This window comes from Enterobacter cloacae complex sp. ECC445, from assembly GCF_021892025.1.
In the GTDB taxonomy this organism is placed as follows: domain Bacteria; phylum Pseudomonadota; class Gammaproteobacteria; order Enterobacterales; family Enterobacteriaceae; genus Enterobacter; species Enterobacter chengduensis.
This window is the reverse complement of sequence record NZ_JAKLRZ010000027.1, coordinates 56,770-74,165: the sequence shown is the minus strand read 5'-3', so window position 1 is coordinate 74,165 and position 17,396 is coordinate 56,770. Positions and strand designations below refer to the sequence as shown.

The 17,396-nt window shown below is 52.1% G+C and carries 16 protein-coding genes and 1 pseudogene; 7 read left to right on the top strand and 10 right to left on the bottom strand.

From position 1 onward, the window contains the following. Positions 1–74: 74 nt before the first annotated feature. Entirely contained in the window at positions 75–1,031 is a 957-nt protein-coding gene (locus L6R44_RS19555; RefSeq protein WP_237425166.1) for a polysaccharide deacetylase family protein, read from the top strand. A gap of 24 nt (positions 1,032–1,055) precedes the next feature. Here L6R44_RS19555 and L6R44_RS19550 read toward each other — a convergent pair whose 3' ends face one another. The 6 genes from L6R44_RS19550 to rfaD are packed head-to-tail and all read right to left on the bottom strand — an operon-like array spanning position 1,056 to position 7,253. Further along, positions 1,056–2,270, bottom strand: coding sequence for an O-antigen ligase family protein (locus tag L6R44_RS19550; protein ID WP_032644414.1), 1,215 nt, complete (start codon positions 2,268–2,270; stop codon positions 1,056–1,058). Further along, on the bottom strand, positions 2,258–3,166 hold the full coding sequence (locus L6R44_RS19545) for a glycosyltransferase family 2 protein (protein ID WP_237425165.1): 909 nt from the start codon (positions 3,164–3,166) through the stop codon (positions 2,258–2,260). Before L6R44_RS19545 ends, L6R44_RS19550 begins: the two co-directional genes overlap by 13 nt. Positions 3,167–3,171: 5 nt before the next feature. Further along, positions 3,172–4,281, bottom strand: coding sequence for a glycosyltransferase family 9 protein (locus L6R44_RS19540; protein WP_237425164.1), 1,110 nt, complete (start codon positions 4,279–4,281; stop codon positions 3,172–3,174). A gap of 3 nt (positions 4,282–4,284) precedes the next feature. Beyond that, positions 4,285–5,268, bottom strand: coding sequence for a lipopolysaccharide heptosyltransferase RfaC (gene rfaC, locus L6R44_RS19535; protein ID WP_237425163.1), 984 nt, complete (start codon positions 5,266–5,268; stop codon positions 4,285–4,287). 3 nt (positions 5,269–5,271) lie between these two features. Then, positions 5,272–6,318 carry an ADP-heptose--LPS heptosyltransferase RfaF gene (gene rfaF / locus L6R44_RS19530; protein ID WP_237425162.1) on the bottom strand — a complete coding sequence of 349 codons (1,047 nt, stop codon included), beginning with the start codon at positions 6,316–6,318 and terminating at the stop codon, positions 5,272–5,274. A gap of 2 nt (positions 6,319–6,320) precedes the next feature. Further along, positions 6,321–7,253: an ADP-glyceromanno-heptose 6-epimerase gene (gene rfaD / locus L6R44_RS19525; RefSeq protein WP_237425161.1), complete on the bottom strand. Its 933-nt coding sequence runs from the start codon at positions 7,251–7,253 to the stop codon at positions 6,321–6,323. Between the two features lie 215 nt (positions 7,254–7,468). Between rfaD and kbl the strand changes: the two genes are divergently transcribed. The 3 genes and pseudogenes from kbl to L6R44_RS19510 all read left to right on the top strand — a co-directional run. Beyond that, the gene (gene kbl, locus L6R44_RS19520; RefSeq protein WP_237425160.1) at positions 7,469–8,665 is read left to right on the top strand and encodes a glycine C-acetyltransferase; all 1,197 of its coding nucleotides are present in this window, start codon (positions 7,469–7,471) and stop codon (positions 8,663–8,665) included. A 9-nt stretch (positions 8,666–8,674) separates the two neighbouring features. Next, positions 8,675–9,700, top strand: a complete 1,026-nt coding sequence (tdh, locus tag L6R44_RS19515) for an L-threonine 3-dehydrogenase (RefSeq protein ID WP_032644421.1) — start codon at positions 8,675–8,677, stop codon at positions 9,698–9,700. A 282-nt stretch (positions 9,701–9,982) separates the two neighbouring features. Next, positions 9,983–10,318: pseudogene (locus L6R44_RS19510) on the top strand (IS4 family transposase); the annotation flags it as partial. A 151-nt stretch (positions 10,319–10,469) separates the two neighbouring features. Here the strand turns inward: L6R44_RS19510 and L6R44_RS19505 are convergent. After that, positions 10,470–11,549 (bottom strand): glycosyltransferase family 9 protein, encoded by a 1,080-nt coding sequence (locus L6R44_RS19505; protein ID WP_237425159.1) that lies wholly within the window; start codon positions 11,547–11,549, stop codon positions 10,470–10,472. Between the two features lie 315 nt (positions 11,550–11,864). Between L6R44_RS19505 and L6R44_RS19500 the strand changes: the two genes are divergently transcribed. Beyond that, the gene (locus L6R44_RS19500) at positions 11,865–12,665 is read left to right on the top strand and encodes a glycosyltransferase family 2 protein (protein ID WP_237425158.1); all 801 of its coding nucleotides are present in this window, start codon (positions 11,865–11,867) and stop codon (positions 12,663–12,665) included. 3 nt (positions 12,666–12,668) lie between these two features. Here the strand turns inward: L6R44_RS19500 and L6R44_RS19495 are convergent, their stop codons facing one another. Genes L6R44_RS19495 through gpmM form a run of 3 tightly spaced genes read right to left on the bottom strand, consistent with a single transcriptional unit; the run spans position 12,669 to position 16,442 of the window. Beyond that, positions 12,669–13,601, bottom strand: a complete 933-nt coding sequence (locus L6R44_RS19495) for a divergent polysaccharide deacetylase family protein (RefSeq protein ID WP_237425157.1) — start codon at positions 13,599–13,601, stop codon at positions 12,669–12,671. Between the two features lie 3 nt (positions 13,602–13,604). After that, positions 13,605–14,864: a murein hydrolase activator EnvC gene (envC, locus tag L6R44_RS19490; RefSeq protein WP_229267856.1), complete on the bottom strand. Its 1,260-nt coding sequence runs from the start codon at positions 14,862–14,864 to the stop codon at positions 13,605–13,607. A 33-nt stretch (positions 14,865–14,897) separates the two neighbouring features. Beyond that, positions 14,898–16,442 carry a 2,3-bisphosphoglycerate-independent phosphoglycerate mutase gene (gpmM, locus tag L6R44_RS19485; RefSeq protein WP_032644428.1) on the bottom strand — a complete coding sequence of 515 codons (1,545 nt, stop codon included), beginning with the start codon at positions 16,440–16,442 and terminating at the stop codon, positions 14,898–14,900. Between the two features lie 246 nt (positions 16,443–16,688). Here gpmM and L6R44_RS19480 point away from each other — a divergent pair, with 246 nt between their 5' ends. Beyond that, positions 16,689–17,120 (top strand): rhodanese-like domain-containing protein, encoded by a 432-nt coding sequence (locus L6R44_RS19480; RefSeq protein WP_023309913.1) that lies wholly within the window; start codon positions 16,689–16,691, stop codon positions 17,118–17,120. An 11-nt stretch (positions 17,121–17,131) separates the two neighbouring features. Beyond that, positions 17,132–17,383 (top strand): glutaredoxin 3, encoded by a 252-nt coding sequence (gene grxC / locus L6R44_RS19475; RefSeq protein ID WP_032644430.1) that lies wholly within the window; start codon positions 17,132–17,134, stop codon positions 17,381–17,383. The last annotated feature ends 13 nt before the right edge of the window (positions 17,384–17,396 follow it).

Sequence of the window (17,396 nt, the reverse complement as noted above, 5' to 3'; positions counted from 1 at the left end):
TTCCCGCCAAGGGTTTACTCGGGCTTTGGAGAGTGCGTAACATAGCGCTAACTTCCCTGTCTTGCGGACTCATTATGAAAAAACCAGCGTTTATCATCACGATTGATACTGAGGGCGATAATCTCTGGCAAAATCACCGCGTTATTAAAACGGAAAACGCGCGCTATCTTGCGCGGTTCCAGACGCTTTGTGAACGTTTCGGCTTTAAACCCGTGTGGCTGACCAATTACGAGATGGCGGTTGAGCCCGTTTTTATCGAATTCGCCAGAGACGTGATTGCCCGCGGCCAGGGCGAGGTGGGGATGCATCTCCACGCATGGAATAGCCCACCGGAACACGATCTTACGGGAGACGACTGGCGCTGGCAGCCTTATTTGATTGAATTTTCGGATGAGGTGATGCGCGAAAAAGTGCTGTTCATGACTCGCCTGCTGGAAGAGACCTTCCAGACCAAAATGCTAAGCCACCGTGCCGGTCGTTGGGCATTTGATAGCCGCTACGCCAGGTTACTGATTGAGCTGGGCTATCAGGTTGATTGTTCCGTTACGCCGCGCGTGAACTGGCGCAACGCGAAGGGTGCACCACAAGGCAATGGTGGAACGAATTATCAGCATTTTCCGGACCACGCTTACTTTATTGATATTGATGATATCTCACGGGCTGGCAATAGCCCATTACTGGAAGTGCCGATGAGCATTCAGTATAAACACCCGGCCTGGCTCAACACGGTTAAGCAGGGTTACGATCGTCTGCGCGGTAAATACCGCTCACCCTCCGTCAACTGGCTGAGGCCGTCCGGTGGCAATGCGGCGCAAATGATTCAGGTCGCACAGCAATGCCTTTCTCAGGGAAATGATTACGTTGAGTTTATGCTCCATTCGTCGGAATTTATGCCCGGCGGCAGTCCTACGTTTAAGGACGAGGTGGCGATCGAGGGGTTATACCAGGATCTGGAAGCGCTGTTTAGCTGGTTATCCGACAAGACGGTGGGAATGACGCTGGCGGAGTTTTATCAATACAAGAAAAAATAATGCCCGCCAGGCGGGCATTATTAGTTACTGGTGTTGTCGGGTTTGTGAAAAGAGTGTACTTAGCGCAAACACGGTGACAAAGAAGATAAGCGCCTCTGAGCTCAACAAAATGACGTCCGTCAGACCATAGAGCAATAAAAGAAGCATGGTCGTCAGCAGCAGGCCGTTTCTGTTTTTAAGCGCATAAGCGATCATCGATATATAGAAAAAGAAGAGTACTACCAGCCCGGGGATCCCCTGCAGAGAGTATTTTTCAATAAACTCGTTGTGTAGATGGATTTTTAAATATTCGAGTGCTGCAGTGAGATGTGGATGTCCATTTTTCACATATTGCTGTGTCCATGTTTCACGGCCTTCACTCGACTGCCCTAATGGATGCGCAAGCCCATTCTGAATGCCAACCTCCCACATGGAAAAACGTGCCCCAAGTGAAGTTGTATCGTACCCTTTTTGATAGCTATCTAATTCAGTTTGCGTTTGCGCTAGCTTAGGAGCAATCAGCGGCTTGTAGCTAACAATAACGATACCCGCCACAATGCATAAGAAAATCAGCGTGGATTTAAGATGGATTCTTCTGAAGTGGTAGAGCGTGAGTACAATTGCCAGGAGTAAATATAATCCCATTGCGGCACGTGTACCCGTTAAAAGAATGATAAAATAAGATATTAATATGGTGAAGCCGGCGACAACATACAATTTTACACTCTTCTGTAGATAAAGGCTGTATACAAACGCCAGTGACAATACAGAGTATACATAGGCCGACACGGTCGCACGGTTTATGGCCATCTCAATACGTCCCATGCCCTGTGATGCTTGCCATAAACCATAGCCAGTGGCAAGGACAAACCCTGCACCTGAGGCATACAAGAAATATTTGTGGAAGGATGTTTTATCAATATAAGACTTAAACCGGTCAAGATAGAAAATGAGAACACTCGCGAGAATCAATTTTTTACTTGCACCGAGATAACCGTTATAAACGTTCAGTCCTTCGCTATGATATTCATACACCAGATACCAGCCAAGATTAAGCAACCCAATTAATAAAATCGGTAATGCAATGGTAAATGGACGCACTGTGATTTTTTTATATTCGCATGCTAAGCCGATGATGCTGGCATAAATCGCAATATAGAAAAACTCTCGCTGTTTACCTGAGCTCAGTAACGCCAGCGCAAGCGAAATAAGGCTCAAAAGCAGCGTAAGCTGATAAAGCCGCAGTTTTACTTTTTCCATAATGCCTCAATAACCCTTTTTTTGTAGCTGAAACGAACATCGCTGGAGAAGAAAAAAGAGAACGAATAGAGTGCTCTTACCCGCTGTTTAACCCGTGTGAGTTGTGCATCAGTAAGATGTTGCCGGTGGTTACTGTAAATATCAAACCAGTGACAATTAATGAGATGCCTGAAGGCATGCGGGAACTTTTTTTCCATTTCTAATGTGCAATCAACCAGCATGGCGATTTTACCGGCGTCCAGACGACTCGATAAGCTGTCGCCACGTTTGATGTAATAATAGTGTCCCTTCCTTTGGTACACTATTTTACTCGCTTGCATCAGCATGCCGGGAAATACGGCGAAATCTTCATAACAGACCATCGAAGGAATCGGGTTATTTACATACAATTTTCGATGAATGAATTGCCCAATAAGATGCGCCTGAAAATCTTTGTGCTGCAGGAACCGCTTTATTGCCTCATGTTGTGACAAAGCAACAGGCGAGAACCCCTGCCAGTCGGCGGTGATTTTTTTTGTGTCGCGAATTTCCAGCAGGCGCGTCAGTAGCATATCAGTGCGCGCTGTTTTGAGAAACGCTATGGCGTCCCGGATGCTGCCCGGTTTCAATCGGTCATCGCTATCCAGCATGGTAATGTACTCGCCTGACGCCAGCGAGAGTGCGCTGTTTCGAACATGACCGACGTTACGGTACTCAACGTATCGGGATTGCACATTCGGAAGCGTTGGCAACCATGCCTCAATAATATCCTCTGTGGAATCATTAGAACTGTCATTAAAGATAATGATTTCTACATCATCGCCCGCATTATCAATCGCGTTTTGCAGGCTTTGTAGCGTTGCGTCAAGCGTATCCTGGGCGTTATGTGCGGCAATAATGATGCTTAGAAAAGCCATAACAATTAGTTTCCTTGGGCATCAACGGTATATGCGGCCGCGTTAGCGGTTGCTAACGCGCAAATGAAATGTCTAATGCTGTCCAGCGATTCATCTGTTACAGAAAAGAGTTCTTCCCGGCTCTGTGAGAAGTAATAGCGTGTTTCAAAAACATACGAGCAAATATTGTCATCATTACCAATCAGCAACACGTTGCCAAGCGGGCGCTGTTCGTAGTGGCAGCAGGGGCCAAACAGCAAGACGACCGGCACGCCTACCGCATCGGCAATGTAAACATTTCCCGAGTCGGACGCGATATAGCAATCCATCTTTGAAATGGCCCACGGGAGTTCTTCAAGCGAGATTTTGCCGATCAGATTGATAAAGTTGGGCAGTTCGCCGTAAGCGCGGGTGATGTCGTCCATCCACGATTGTTCATTTGGAGCGCCAAAGACATAAAACTCGCAGGGCAGGTCGGCGAGACGATCGGCAATTTGCTTCCAGATGACCGGTGGAACGGTTTTCGCTTTATTCCCTGCGGCAACGCTGATGCCGATTCGGATCACGCCGGGTTTATCGAGGATTGCTGGATAGGTCGCGGGTTTGAAAAGTGGCTTTGTAGCGTGCTTTGGCGAGTCTTGCCAGGCTAAAGAGCGATCGGCCAGTTTCAGATAGTTTGTGACCGACAGCGTCTTTTTACCGTGTTCAACGATACCGTCTGCCGTTGCATAGAAAATACCGTGATACCACCTGCGCGTGTAGATGCTTAAGAATTGTTTGTTTTTAGCATTACATACGGAGGCTAAAAAGAGGTTCACGCTGTTGGGCTGCAGAAGATAGACATTGTCATAGCGGTTCATGATCCGGCAGGCAAAGACCAGCTTTCGCCACAGGTTACGCTTATGCTGCTCGATAAAAAAAAACTCGTCGATTGTCTCATCATGCTTCGCCAGCGCACCTACGCTACGACTGACGAGCACGTCGCTTTTTTGCAGGTATGCCAGAAGGGGCGTTGCATTAACAAAATCGCCGATTTTAGCTGTCTGAATGACCAGGTTTTTACCTGTCTCTTTACGGAACAGCTTCCGGATAAGCTTCACCGGAAAGAGTAAAATCAGCAGAAATACGTAACTCATGCGTTAAATATCCCTGTTGGAAAGCCAACGGCTGCCCTGTAAAAATGAAAAAATCGCATCTGCGCTGATATCCTTCGTTTGCTGGGTCGGGCTGACCATCTGATGCTGGTTTTTACCGTAACCCCCGATCAATCCAGGATCGGTCGGGCCAAAAATCGTAATATTCGGGCGATCCAGCGCCGCGGTTAAATGGCTCAAGCCCGTATCAACGGAAACAACAGCATTCGCTCCCGCCAGCTCTGCTGCAACCTGCGCCAGCGTGAGTTTCGGCAACACCTCGACGTGCGAAAAGCCTGACGCCAGACGCTCTGCACGCTGCCGCTCATGCTCTGCGCCCCACGGGAGTTTAATATGGATGCCGGTAGGTTGCATTAGTTCAATCAGGCTTCGCCAGTGCGTTTCCGGCCAGTGTTTATCGTCGCGCGTTGTGGCATGCAGGAAGACAAGATAAGGCTGAACGCGGGGATCTGTATTGCGCAAAAAGTGCTGCGCAATGGCGTAGTCGCCCTGGGTTGCCGGTTTCGCGTAGCCCAGGCTTTTAGCAAACAGCTCGCGGGTACGTTCAACGGCGTGCTGTTGCTTTGCGATGTGGTGGCGGCGGTTATAGAACAGGCTCGCCAGCGGTTCGCGGGCGGTGTGCCAGTCCATGCCGTGCTTGACGCCATGTGCCAGACGCGTCACCAGCGCCGCGCTTTTCACGAGCCCCTGGGCGTCGATGATAGCGTCGTAATGCTGTGCCTGCACCGCCTGACGGAAGGCTTTGCGTTCGGCTTTAACCGGCGCGGAGAACCACGCTTTGCGCCAGCGGCGAATCGCTACCGGAATAGCGCGGTCAACCGCTTCATGCCAGGTGGGAATTTGCGCGAAGCCTTCTTCCACCACCCAGTCAAAACGAATGCCGGGAATGGCCTGCATGGCATCCGTCAGCGACGGCAGCGTATGCAGAACATCGCCCATCGAAGAGGTTTTAACGATCAGTACCCGCATTCGTTATCCTTCTTCGCTCAACAGCAGTTCGTTAAGCTCTTCGAGAACGCGCGCTGGCGTAATGTCGATCAGGCTCTGATGATAACCTTCCGCGGCATCGCCTTTGCGCACCTTGTGGTAGCCGGTGATCAGGCGAATGACGCGGGCTTTATGCGAAAGCGGCGGGGTGAAGTCCGGGCTGCTTGGGCCATACAGCGCGACCAGCGGGCGGTTGAGCGCAGCGGCGACGTGCATCAGACCTGAATCGTTGGAGACCACAGCCTTACAGGCAGCAATCAGAATCACCGCCTGTTCAAGCTGCGTTTCTCCTGCCAGGTTGCGGCACCAGGCCTGCTGTTCATTGCTGAGCGTCGCGAGGATTTCGTTGCCAGCCTCGTGGTCTTTTGCCGAGCCGAACAGGACAATCTGATAGCCTTCGTCAATCAGCTGTTTTGCCAGCTCCGCATAGTGATAGTGCGGCCAGCGTTTTGCCGGGCCGAACTCGGCGCCAGGGCAGAAGCCAATCATCGGGCGTTCAGACGAAAGGCCAAACGCGCTGCAGGTCTGGGACTTTTCACCGTCGTTAACCTGAAGCTGCGGCCAGAGCAGCGGCTGCGGCAGATCTTTCGCACTGCGCATCACGCCTTTGTCGTAAGCCAGCGCCACGTAGCGCTCGACCATTAATGGCCAGGCGGCTTTATCCAGCACCCGCGCATCGTTCAGCAGCCCGTAGCGCATTTCACCGCGCCAGCCGGTGCGATGTGGGATGCCCGCAAAGAAGGGCACCAGGGCAGATTTAAAGGAGTTTGGCAGAACGTACGCGCGATCGTAGCGCTTCTCGCGAAGGCTATGGCCGAGCTTGCGGCGTTCGCCGATTTCCAGCGCCCCGTGGCCGAGCGGCATCGGGATGGCTTCGTTCACTTCCGGCATACGCGATAGCAGCGGACGGCACCATGCGGGTGCCATCACGTCGATTATCGCCTGGGGATAACGCGCCTTGAGCGTGCGATAGAGACTTTGCGACATCATCATGTCGCCCACCCATGACGGGCCGATCACCAGAATTTTCATACTTACGCGTCGCGGTTCAGCCAGGCCATATATTCCGTTACGCCTTCGGCAACGGTCTTGAACGGCTTGTCGTAGCCAGCTTTACGCAGATTAGTCAGGTCTGCCTGGGTGAACGCCTGATAGCGGCCTTTCAGCTTATCCGGGAACGGAATGTACTCGATGCTGCCTTTTTTATGGTACGCCAGCGTGGCGTCAGCCACCGCCTGGAAGGACTCTGCGCGGCCGGTACCGAGGTTGAAGATGCCGGAGACGCCGTTCTCCAGGAACCACAGGTTTACGGCGGCCACGTCACCCACGTAGACGAAGTCGCGCTTAAAGCCGTCGCTGCCTTCGAACAGTTTCGGGCTTTCGCCGTTATTCAGCTGGGTGTTCAGGTGGAACGCTACGCTTGCCATGCTGCCTTTATGGCCTTCGCGTGGCCCGTAGACGTTGAAGTAGCGGAAGCCGACGATCTGGGAGTTCGCTTCTGGCAGAATCTGACGCACGTACTCGTCGAACAGGAATTTAGAATAACCGTAGACGTTCAGCGGCTGCTCATATTCGCGGGATTCGATGAAGTCCGAGGTGCGCCCGCCGTAGGTGGCCGCGGATGAGGCGTACAGGAACGGAATTTCACGCTCCAGGCAGTAGTGCAGGATCTCTTTGGAGTACTGATAGTTGTTGTCCATCATGTACTTGCCGTCCCACTCGGTGGTGGAAGAACACGCCCCTTCGTGGAAGATGGCGTCGATCTCGCCGAACTCTTCGCCGGCCATAATCTGGATAAGGAAATCTTCTTTATCCATGTAGTCAGCGATGTTCAGATCCACCAGGTTGACGAACTTGGTGCCGTCTTTCAGGTTGTCAACCACCAGGATGTCGGTGATGCCTTTGTCATTGAGAGCCTTAACAATATTGCTGCCGATAAAGCCCGCGCCGCCGGTAACGATGATCATAACGGTAACCTTTGAAGTGTGGAGTCCGGGCACAATCCCGGACGCTAATGCTTCTATCATATCATTAGTATGGCTGCCCTTCAGCCATTCACCGACATAGCGCAAGGGTACACGTGATTTATGCTGCAAAAACGACAAGAGATGACGTGTCATCTCGTCATGAACTATAGGTTTGGGTAATATGTCCCGAAATTTGCCGAGTCTGGAGAATTGCAATGCGTGGTGATTTTTACAAACAGTTAAACAGCGACCTCGAGACCGCACGTGCGGAAGGGTTGTTCAAGGAAGAGCGTATTATCACGTCTGCTCAGCAGGCGGACATCACCGTTGCCGACGGCAGCCATGTGATCAACTTTTGTGCGAACAACTATTTAGGTCTGGCGAATCACCCTGAGCTGATTGCCGCTGCAAAAAACGGCATGGATACCCACGGCTTCGGCATGGCCTCCGTACGCTTTATCTGCGGCACGCAGGACAGCCACAAGCAGCTTGAGCAAAAGCTGGCGAGCTTCCTCGGAATGGAAGACGCGATTCTCTATTCCTCCTGCTTCGACGCCAACGGCGGTCTGTTTGAGACCCTGCTTGGCGCAGAAGATGCGATTATCTCCGATGCCCTGAACCATGCTTCCATCATCGACGGCGTGCGCCTGTGTAAGGCGAAGCGTTTCCGCTACGCCAACAACGATATGGTCGAGCTGGAAGCGCGCCTGAAAGAGGCCCGTGAAGCCGGTGCTCGCCACGTGCTGATCGCCACCGACGGCGTGTTCTCCATGGACGGCGTGATCGCTAACCTGAAAGGCGTCTGTGACCTGGCGGATAAATACGACGCCCTGGTGATGGTCGATGACTCGCATGCGGTTGGCTTTGTTGGCGAAAATGGCCGTGGTTCCCACGAGTACTGCGACGTGATGGGCCGCGTGGACATCATCACCGGCACGCTGGGCAAAGCGCTCGGCGGCGCGTCAGGCGGCTATACCGCCGCGCGTAAAGAGGTGGTTGAATGGCTGCGCCAGCGCTCCCGTCCGTATCTGTTCTCCAACTCTCTGGCACCGGCGATTGTTGCGGCCTCCATTAAGGTGCTGGAGATGGTGGAGTCCGGTGCCGGGCTGCGCGACCGTCTCTGGTCCAACGCCCGTCTGTTCCGCGAAAAAATGAGCGCCGCAGGTTTTACCCTGGCCGGTGCCGACCATGCGATCATTCCGGTGATGCTGGGCGATGCGGTCGTCGCGCAGCAGTTTGCCCGCGAACTGCAAAAAGAAGGGATTTACGTCACCGGGTTCTTCTTCCCGGTGGTGCCAAAAGGTCAGGCGCGTATCCGCACCCAGATGTCCGCGGCGCACACGCCTGAACAAATTGAACGTGCGGTGGAAGCCTTTACCCGCATCGGTAAACAGCTGGGCGTCATTGCCTGAGGACGTGTGATGAAAGCGTTATCCAAACTGAAAGCGGAAGAAGGGATTTGGATGACCGACGTGCCGGAGCCGGAAGTCGGTCATAACGATCTGCTGATCAAAATTCGTAAAACGGCTATCTGCGGTACTGACGTTCACATCTACAACTGGGACCAGTGGTCGCAGAAAACCATTCCTGTACCGATGGTTGTCGGTCACGAATATGTCGGTGAAGTGGTGGGTATCGGCCAGGAAGTGAAAGGCTTCCAAATCGGTGACCGCGTCTCCGGTGAAGGTCATATTACCTGCGGCCACTGCCGTAACTGCCGCGGCGGGCGTACGCACCTGTGTCGTAATACCATCGGCGTGGGCGTGAACCGTCCGGGCTGCTTCGCGGAATATCTGGTGATCCCGGCCTTTAACGCCTTCAAAATCCCGGACAACATCTCTGACGATCTGGCCTCTATCTTCGACCCGTTCGGCAACGCGGTGCACACGGCGCTCTCCTTCGACCTGGTCGGTGAAGACGTGCTGGTCTCCGGTGCGGGCCCCATTGGCATTATGGCGGCAGCCGTGGCGAAGCATGTGGGCGCACGTAACGTTGTGATCACCGACGTGAACGAATACCGTCTGTCGCTGGCGCGCAAAATGGGCGTCACCCGCGCGGTGGACGTATCGAAAGAGAGCCTGACCGACGTGATGGAAGAGCTGGGCATGACCGAAGGCTTTGACGTGGGTCTGGAGATGTCCGGCGCGCCGCCGGCGTTCCGCACCATGCTCGACACCATGAACCACGGTGGCCGAATCGCGATGCTGGGTATCCCGCCGTCAGATATGTCTATCGACTGGAACAAAGTCATCTTCAAGGGGCTGTTCATCAAGGGCATCTATGGCCGCGAGATGTTCGAAACCTGGTATAAGATGGCGGCGCTGATCCAGTCTGGTCTGGATCTGTCCCCGATTATCACTCACCGTTTCTCCATCGATGAGTTCCAGCAGGGCTTTGACGCGATGCGCTCTGGCCAGTCAGGGAAGGTGATCCTGAGCTGGGATTAAACCCACCAGCGGGCACCCGCATGAGCGGGTGCCATTGCGACTTTTAATAGTTTGAACTTTCGGTTTTTTCTTGTAATGATTTAATCAATTATATTTATTATTATAAATATTTTACACACCAAATATATTTAGTGATTAACAGAATGTTTATTTTTCTACTGATAAAGTGAATATTCGCAAACCGCGAAAATATAGTGACAAGATTATAAATGTTCCCAATAAAGCAGGCTATGAAAAGTAAGAACACTCCTCTATGCCTGCTTCACAAGTTTGTCATAAATTTTTCAGCCAGTCCCTGCACCTGTTAAGCACAAGATTAAGCGTGTTGAACGGCACCTCAACAGCGGCCTGATGTGCAGTGATATTGCCTCCGTCTATCAGCAACTTATATCCCGCTTTATGCACAGCCTTTCATTTTGTGTCATTGACGTGGACTGGAGTGGCTATCCTTCATCCGAACTCAGTGTTTTGCGGGCAAGTCTGTTGTGTGATGGCAGAGCTAACCATCGGATGAGTAAAGTCATTTCCTCCCGCTACCAGAACAACTCTGCCGTGCAAAATGCCTTTCTCGATCAGATGGCTGTCGCCATCGGCAAAAATAAGCAGGTCATTAATGTCATGCGGCAGTCGCGGGGCTCCTGTCGGGGATGAACCCCGACAGGGTATATGCCGATATAGCGAGGGCCTATCGAAACATTATCATGGTGTACTAATGATGTTTCTGGGGATCCCTCAGTCCTGAGGCTCTTTATTAGTTAGGATAACCCCTCTAATTAAGTTTACTCAGTACTTTTGATGAAATATCATCAATGTTAATTTTATTGTGGCGCTTATCATAAATCAGCTGCTCTGAGTTCTCACCAACAGGTGAGAAAATAGTATTGCCCTCAAAGTTTTTATTGTGATCCAGCAGCATCGAAAAATAGATGGCAATGAGTTTTTTGTCATATGCACAGGAGATATGAACGATGGCTGTATCAACGGAGACCACCAAATCGGCTTTTTTAATCAGCGTGATGGCATCCCAAAGCGATTTAAAGCGACACACAGTAATTTTCTCATCATCGAAAGTAAGATCCGCCAGTTTTTTACCTTCACCAATGATAAAGACTTGAGCATCCGGGTACTGCGCAATATCATTCGCCAGTTTTTCCAGTTGAGGTTGCGAAAGACTCCGTTCCGCGACGCTCGCGAATGGGTTAAGCACAACGATCTTTTTTCCTGAATGCGGCTGTAGATAATTGTCTATGAAATCCTCATGTTCTGGTAAAACAGGTAACGAGTAACGAAGGAATTCTGGCTTAACGTTAAGGGCGTTAAGAATTTTCTTTTGTGGATAGGTTATATGAAACTCACAACTGATAGGCAGCATTAAGTTATAAGGCTTTTCCAGCCAGCCACCAAATCCAATCGCATATTTATAATGGATCTTCGCTAAAATTTGGGTATTAAATAATTCCTTCCTTTTCATCCATGAATAATGACTTATCACAAGGTCTGTCTCGATATATTTCATTGCTTTGATATTGTTGATATCGACAACATAAACTTCATCAATATCCGTCATTTTTTCGAAGAGATCGCGATTTCGCTCTTCAACGATGACCTGAAGTTGATAGCCTGCATCTTTCAGGTTACGCCAGATTCCCGTGTGACATACCGCATCGCCAATTCCAAGATCAACGAAAGGGAAAAGGATTTTCTTAACGCTGGATACGTCAATTTTTTCTTTTCGCTTATCTTGTAGTTGTCGTGATAATGAAAGTAACTTTAGCCGTCTTTTTAGTTCTTTCGTTTTATAGTTTCGCTGTCTGTTAATTTCCTTGAAATAACCAATTATTTTTTTCATAACCACGCTAAGCCAAATTAAGCATTTTACTGTGGGTAGTATAATCTTAACGCCACCGAAAAGAAAAGACTGCGGAAATAGAGCTGAGCGGCGATGATTTTATTATTATTAAACAATGACTTAATGAGTTTTATTGCTCTTTGACCCCCGTCGTTTTTATGAGGCAATCAACGCAGCACAGAGTTTTTATTGATCAACGTGAGGCATGCATGCTTTTTCTTGAAAAATAACAAATAAGGTACAGATCCGGAAGTGACAACAGTGATAGCAGGAACTATCTTGTCAGGAGTGACTTGACTGAGTTCAGGAGACCACATGTTTAAATTAACCGTATGTCTTTTGACATATAACTCTGCTCGATTATTACATAAGGTTTTAACTCCGTTAATCAGGATTGCAGATGAATTTATTGTTGTAGATTCTGGTAGTTCAGATGAGACGTTAGTCATCCTTAAGGAATTTGCCATTACGCCAATATTTCATCCGTATGCAATGCACGGCGAGCAGATGAATATTGCTATTTCCCGGTCATCTAACGACTGGGTGTTATGTATGGACAGTGATGAAATTCTTGATGAGGAAACCGTTCAGTATATCTTGGGGTTAAAGTCTGGAGAGGAGCCTCCTGCTGATTGCGGCTGGAGCCTTTCACGTTACTGGTATGTCTTAGGAGAGAGAACGCGAACCATCTATCCGATTTCTTCTCCAGATTTCCCATTAAGATTGTTCAACCGTCAGTACGCCAGATTTAACAATCGACCAGTGGATGATAAGGCGATAGGTGCGGCGCAAGTAACGCGCATACCAGGCCATGTTCGGCACGACACATTTTATTCCCTACATGAAGTGTTAAATAAGCTAAATGTCTATACCACCCGAGTCGTAAAAAATCAGACGCTCAGGCCGTCAATCGCACGTGGTGTGGCGAGTGCTATTGGAGCTTTCTTTAAATGGTATCTGTTTAGCGGGGCATGGCGGCAGGGAAAAGTTGGGGTGGTGACGGGACTCTATGCCACCTTGTACAGTTTTTTAAAATATTTCAAAGCCTGGTATCAGTATCAAGATGAACGCGAGTCCGCCGCCCGGGAGCAGACGGACTCTCAGATTGCGAAATAAGCGTCAGGCTTTCTTACCCCATCCCTGCCACTGATGCTGGAAATATTGCACCAGCGTACTCTGGCTCACGCTTTCACCAATCACAGAGAAGAAGCGGGTCGCATAGACCGGTTCTGGCGGCTGCTTCGGTGCACAGCGCTTCACGCCGCGGAACGGGTTACGCGGCTGCGTTGCGGGTGGTTGTGCGCTACCCGGGCGAGACGTATCGACCTGCGGCTCATTGAGCAGATCGCTCGGACGCACCAGCGTGATATCCGCAGGCAAGGTCGGCAGCATCTGCTGCAGGACGCGAACGGTAGACGGGTGTGGGTGACCGATAGCAATGGCTGAGCCATTGCGGCGGGCCAGCTGTACCGCGCGATTAAACTGCATGCGGATATCGGCTTCGTTCTGGGTATCATCCAGGAACACCTTGCGCTTAATCACCTTGACGCCCGTACCCTGAGCGGCACGCATCGCCTGGCTGTTGCCGATGGTCATGCTGTCGAGGAAGTAGAGATTGTAACGCTCCAGCGCCTGCATCACTTTGAGCATCCCGTACAGGCTGGACGTCATCGCGCTGCCCATATGGTTGTTCAGGCCCACGGCATACGGCACTTTGTTGTAGGCGTCGCGAATGATGCGCTCGATCTCATCGCTGCTCATATCCGGGCGCAGGGTGTCTTTTTCCAGCGGCTGCTTGCTGAGCGGCGCCATGGGCAGGTGGATCAGCACCTGGTGCCCTCTGTTGTGGGCTTTGGTCGCCATCTCATGTGCGTGGGGGGCATTCGGAAGGACGGCAACGGAGATGGCCGACGGCATCGCCAGCACCTGATTTTCATAATGTGGACGATAACCGAAGTCATCAATCACGATGGCGAGTTTACCTGCGTATACCGGTGCAGCCAGCGCCAGCGCGCTGACGACGGAGAAAATGAATCGACGAAATTGAAGCAAAACTTATCTTCCCAACCACGGCTGTGGATTGACCGCCTGACCCTGGCGACGAATTTCGAAATAGAGTGACGGGCGGCCCTGACCGCCACTGCTGCCCACAAGGGCGATGGGTTGGCCCGCGCGCACCTGCGTGCCGACGCTGACCAGCGCGCTCTGGTTGTAGCCGTAAAGGCTCATGTCGCCTTTACCGTGTTCGACCACCACCACAAGGCCGTAACCCTGCAGCCAGTCGGCCAGAATCACGCGGCCATCGGCAATGGCTTTCACTTCGCTACCTTCAGACGCGCCGATAACGATCCCTTTCCAACGTAGCTCACCCTGCAGCTGTTCGCCATAGCGATGCAGAATTGAACCACGAACGGGCCAGAAAGCCTGACCGCGAGGAGAGCCCAAACCACCGGTACGCGACATCAGGGAACGTTCGCTCTCGCTTGGCTTGTAGGTCGTCCCTTTGCGGGACGCTTCCTGCTGCTTGTCGCGAACGGCCTGCGCCTCGCGAGCCTCTTTTTCGGCGCGCGCTTTCGCCGCCGCTTCCGCACGGGCGATGCTGTTACGCAGTTTTGATTCGTTGGCGCGCATTTCGCTCAGCTGGCTTTGGCCTTCCTGAATGGAGGATTCAAGGCCGGAAAGGGTTTTCTTACGCTCGTTGCGCGCCTGCTCAAGCTTTGCCTGCTGGGCCTGCTGATCGTAGAGCAGCGTTTGCTGCTGGCTCTGCTTCTCTTCCAGCTCGGCTTTTTGCGTGGAGACCTCTTCACGCGTCTGCTTCAGCTGCGCGATCGTCTCCTGACGCGCCTGGTTGAGGTAGCCAAAGTAGGCCTGCAGGCGCTGGCCACGCTGGCTCTCTTCACCGCTGAGTATCAGCTGGAGTCCGGTATGTTCACCCTGACGGAATGCGGCATCTAGCTGAGCGGCAAGGTTGCGCTCCTGCGCATCACGCTGGCGCTCCAGTTTGGCAATTGACGCATTCATCTCGTCGATCTGCTTATTCAACTGGGCGAGGGTATTTTGCGTTTCACGAAGTTTTCGCGTGGCGGCGGAGATGGCCTCTTCCTGCTGCTTAAGCTGGGCGAGCAGGGCGGCGCGCTGCTGTTGCTGCTGGCGTACCGCGCGCTCTTTGGCGGCGATATCGGCCTGAATGGATTTCAGCTGGTCGCGGTCATCCGCGTGGGCAGATGCGGCGCACAGCAATACGCCAGCGCTGAGCGCGCTGGCGTAAAACAGAGGCCTGACTGATAACCTAAGCGGCTTCACGACCCATGTGATTGAAAAAATCGCCTTTCCCCTCATGGGGAGCGATTATTCCACGATGAACAGCGGCTTACCAGTCATCTCTTCAGGGATCGGCATACCCATCAGCGACAGCATGGTTGGCGCGATGTCAGAAAGCTTGCCGCCTTCCACTGCTTTCAGTGATTTATCACCCACATAAATCAGCGGAACGGGCAGGTTGGTGTGGGCGGTGTGCGCCTGGCCGGTCGCCGGGTCGCGCATCTGTTCAGCGTTACCGTGGTCCGCGGTGATCAGCAGCTGGCCGCCAACGGATTCAACCGCTTTCGCCACCTGCTCAACGCAGTGGTCCAGCGCTTCAACCGCTTTCACCGCCGCTTCCATCACCCCGGTATGACCGACCATGTCGCCGTTAGGATAGTTACAGATAATGGTGTCGTACTTACCGCTCTCGATCGCCGCAACCAGTTTTTCCGTCAGCTCGGCAGAGCTCATTTCTGGCTGCAGGTCGTAGGTGGCCACTTTCGGGGAGTTGATCAGAATGCGGTCTTCGCCTTTGAACGGTTCTTCAACGCCGCCGTTAAAGAAGAAGGTGACGTGCGCGTATTTTTCCGTTTCGGAAATACGCAGCTGCGTTTTGTCGTTCTTCGCCATCCATTCGCCGAAGGTATTGGCCAGCGAGGCGGGTGGATACGCGCAAGGCGCTTTGATGTCTGCCGCATATTCGGTCAACTGGATGAAGTCGAGGTTTACCACTTTCTTGCGGGCGAAGCCGTCGAAGTCGCTGTTGACGAACGCACGGGTGATTTCGCGCGCGCGGTCAGCGCGGAAGTTCATGAAGATCAGCGCGTCGCCGTCTTCCATGGCGGCATCGGCCTGGCCTTCAGCGCGAATCACGGAGGCTTTCACGAATTCGTCGTTTTCATCACGTGCATAAGCCGCTTCCAGGGCTTCAACGGCGGTCGCGAACTGGAATTCACCTTTTGCCAGGGTCAACAGGTCATAGGCCTGTTCAACGCGATCCCAGCGGTTGTCGCGGTCCATGGCGTAGTAACGACCAATGATGGAGGCGACGCGGCCTTTACCCAGCGCGGCGAATTTCTCTTCGAAGGCTTGCAGAGAGCCTTTTGCGCTGCGCGGTGGCGTATCGCGACCGTCCAGGAAGGCGTGCAGATAGATTTTTTCCGCACCGCGTTCAGCGGCCAGTTCAACCATCGCCATGATGTGATCTTCGTGGCTGTGAACCCCGCCGGCAGAGAGCAGGCCCATAATATGAACGGCCTTGCCAGCGGCAACGGCTTTATCAACCGCGCCAGTCAGCGTTGGGTTGGAGAAGAAGGTGCGTTCTTTGATTTCAACGTCCAGACGCGTCAGGTCCTGATACACAATACGCCCGGCACCCAGGTTTACGTGACCGACTTCGGAGTTGCCCATCTGGCGGTCCGGCAGGCCCACTTCCAGGCCAGACGCGTCAATCAGCGTATGCGGACGTTTCGCCCACAGCGCATCCATGACAGGGGTTTTGGCGTTGAAAATAGCGTTATCCTGGCTGTCTTCACGGTAGCCATAGCCATCCAGAATCACCAGTACCATAGGTTTTTTAGAAACCGACATTGCGACAACCTCATGCTCAAGAGTCAAAATTTGCGTAATTTTACTACAGCTGAATCGATCAAATAGCCGCAGAAGATCAAAGAAAGCGCGGAGGCAAGGTGCTGACCAGACCATTTTGAGGCATTTTTTTAGGTGGCATGCCGCAGAAAATGGATTAGGTTAGGGTCGCTGGCTGTATTTGCCAGAACGCACAGGTATACTCCTGTCCTGGTTTTTTTATCACTTAGTCGGGAGTAGTTACCCTCCATGCAAGAAATTATGCAATTCGTTAGCCGCCATCCGGTTCTGAGCATCGCGTGGATTGGCCTGCTGGCTGCTGTGCTGTTCACCACATTTAAGAGCCTGACGTCTAAGATTAAGGTTATCACCCGTGGTGAAGCGACGCGTCTGATTAACAAAGAAGATGCCGTCGTGGTCGATCTGCGTCAGCGTGACGATTTCCGTAAAGGTCACATTGCGGGCGCAATCAACCTGCTGCCAGCGGAAATCAAAGCGAACAACGTCGGTGAGCTTGAAAAGCACAAAGCCCAGCCGATTATCGTTGTGGATGCGACCGGCATGCAGGCACAGGAATCTGCCAGCGCGCTTCATAAAGCAGGCTTCGAAAACGTAACGGTGCTGAAAGAAGGTATTTCCGGCTGGAGCGGGGAAAATCTTCCTTTGGTGCGCGGTAAATAAGGAGTTCAGTCATGGCCCATATTGAGATCTATACCAAAGCGACGTGCCCGTTCTGCCATCGTGCGAAAGCGCTTCTGAACAGCAAAGGCGTTACGTTCCAGGAGCTGCCGATCGACGGTGACGCGATCAAACGCGAAGAGATGATTCAACGTAGTGGTCGTACGACGGTTCCACAGATTTTTATTGATGCGCAGCACATTGGCGGCTGTGATGACTTGTATGCGCTCGACGCCCGTGGTGGACTCGATCCGCTGCTGGGCTAAGAGACTTTAGGAC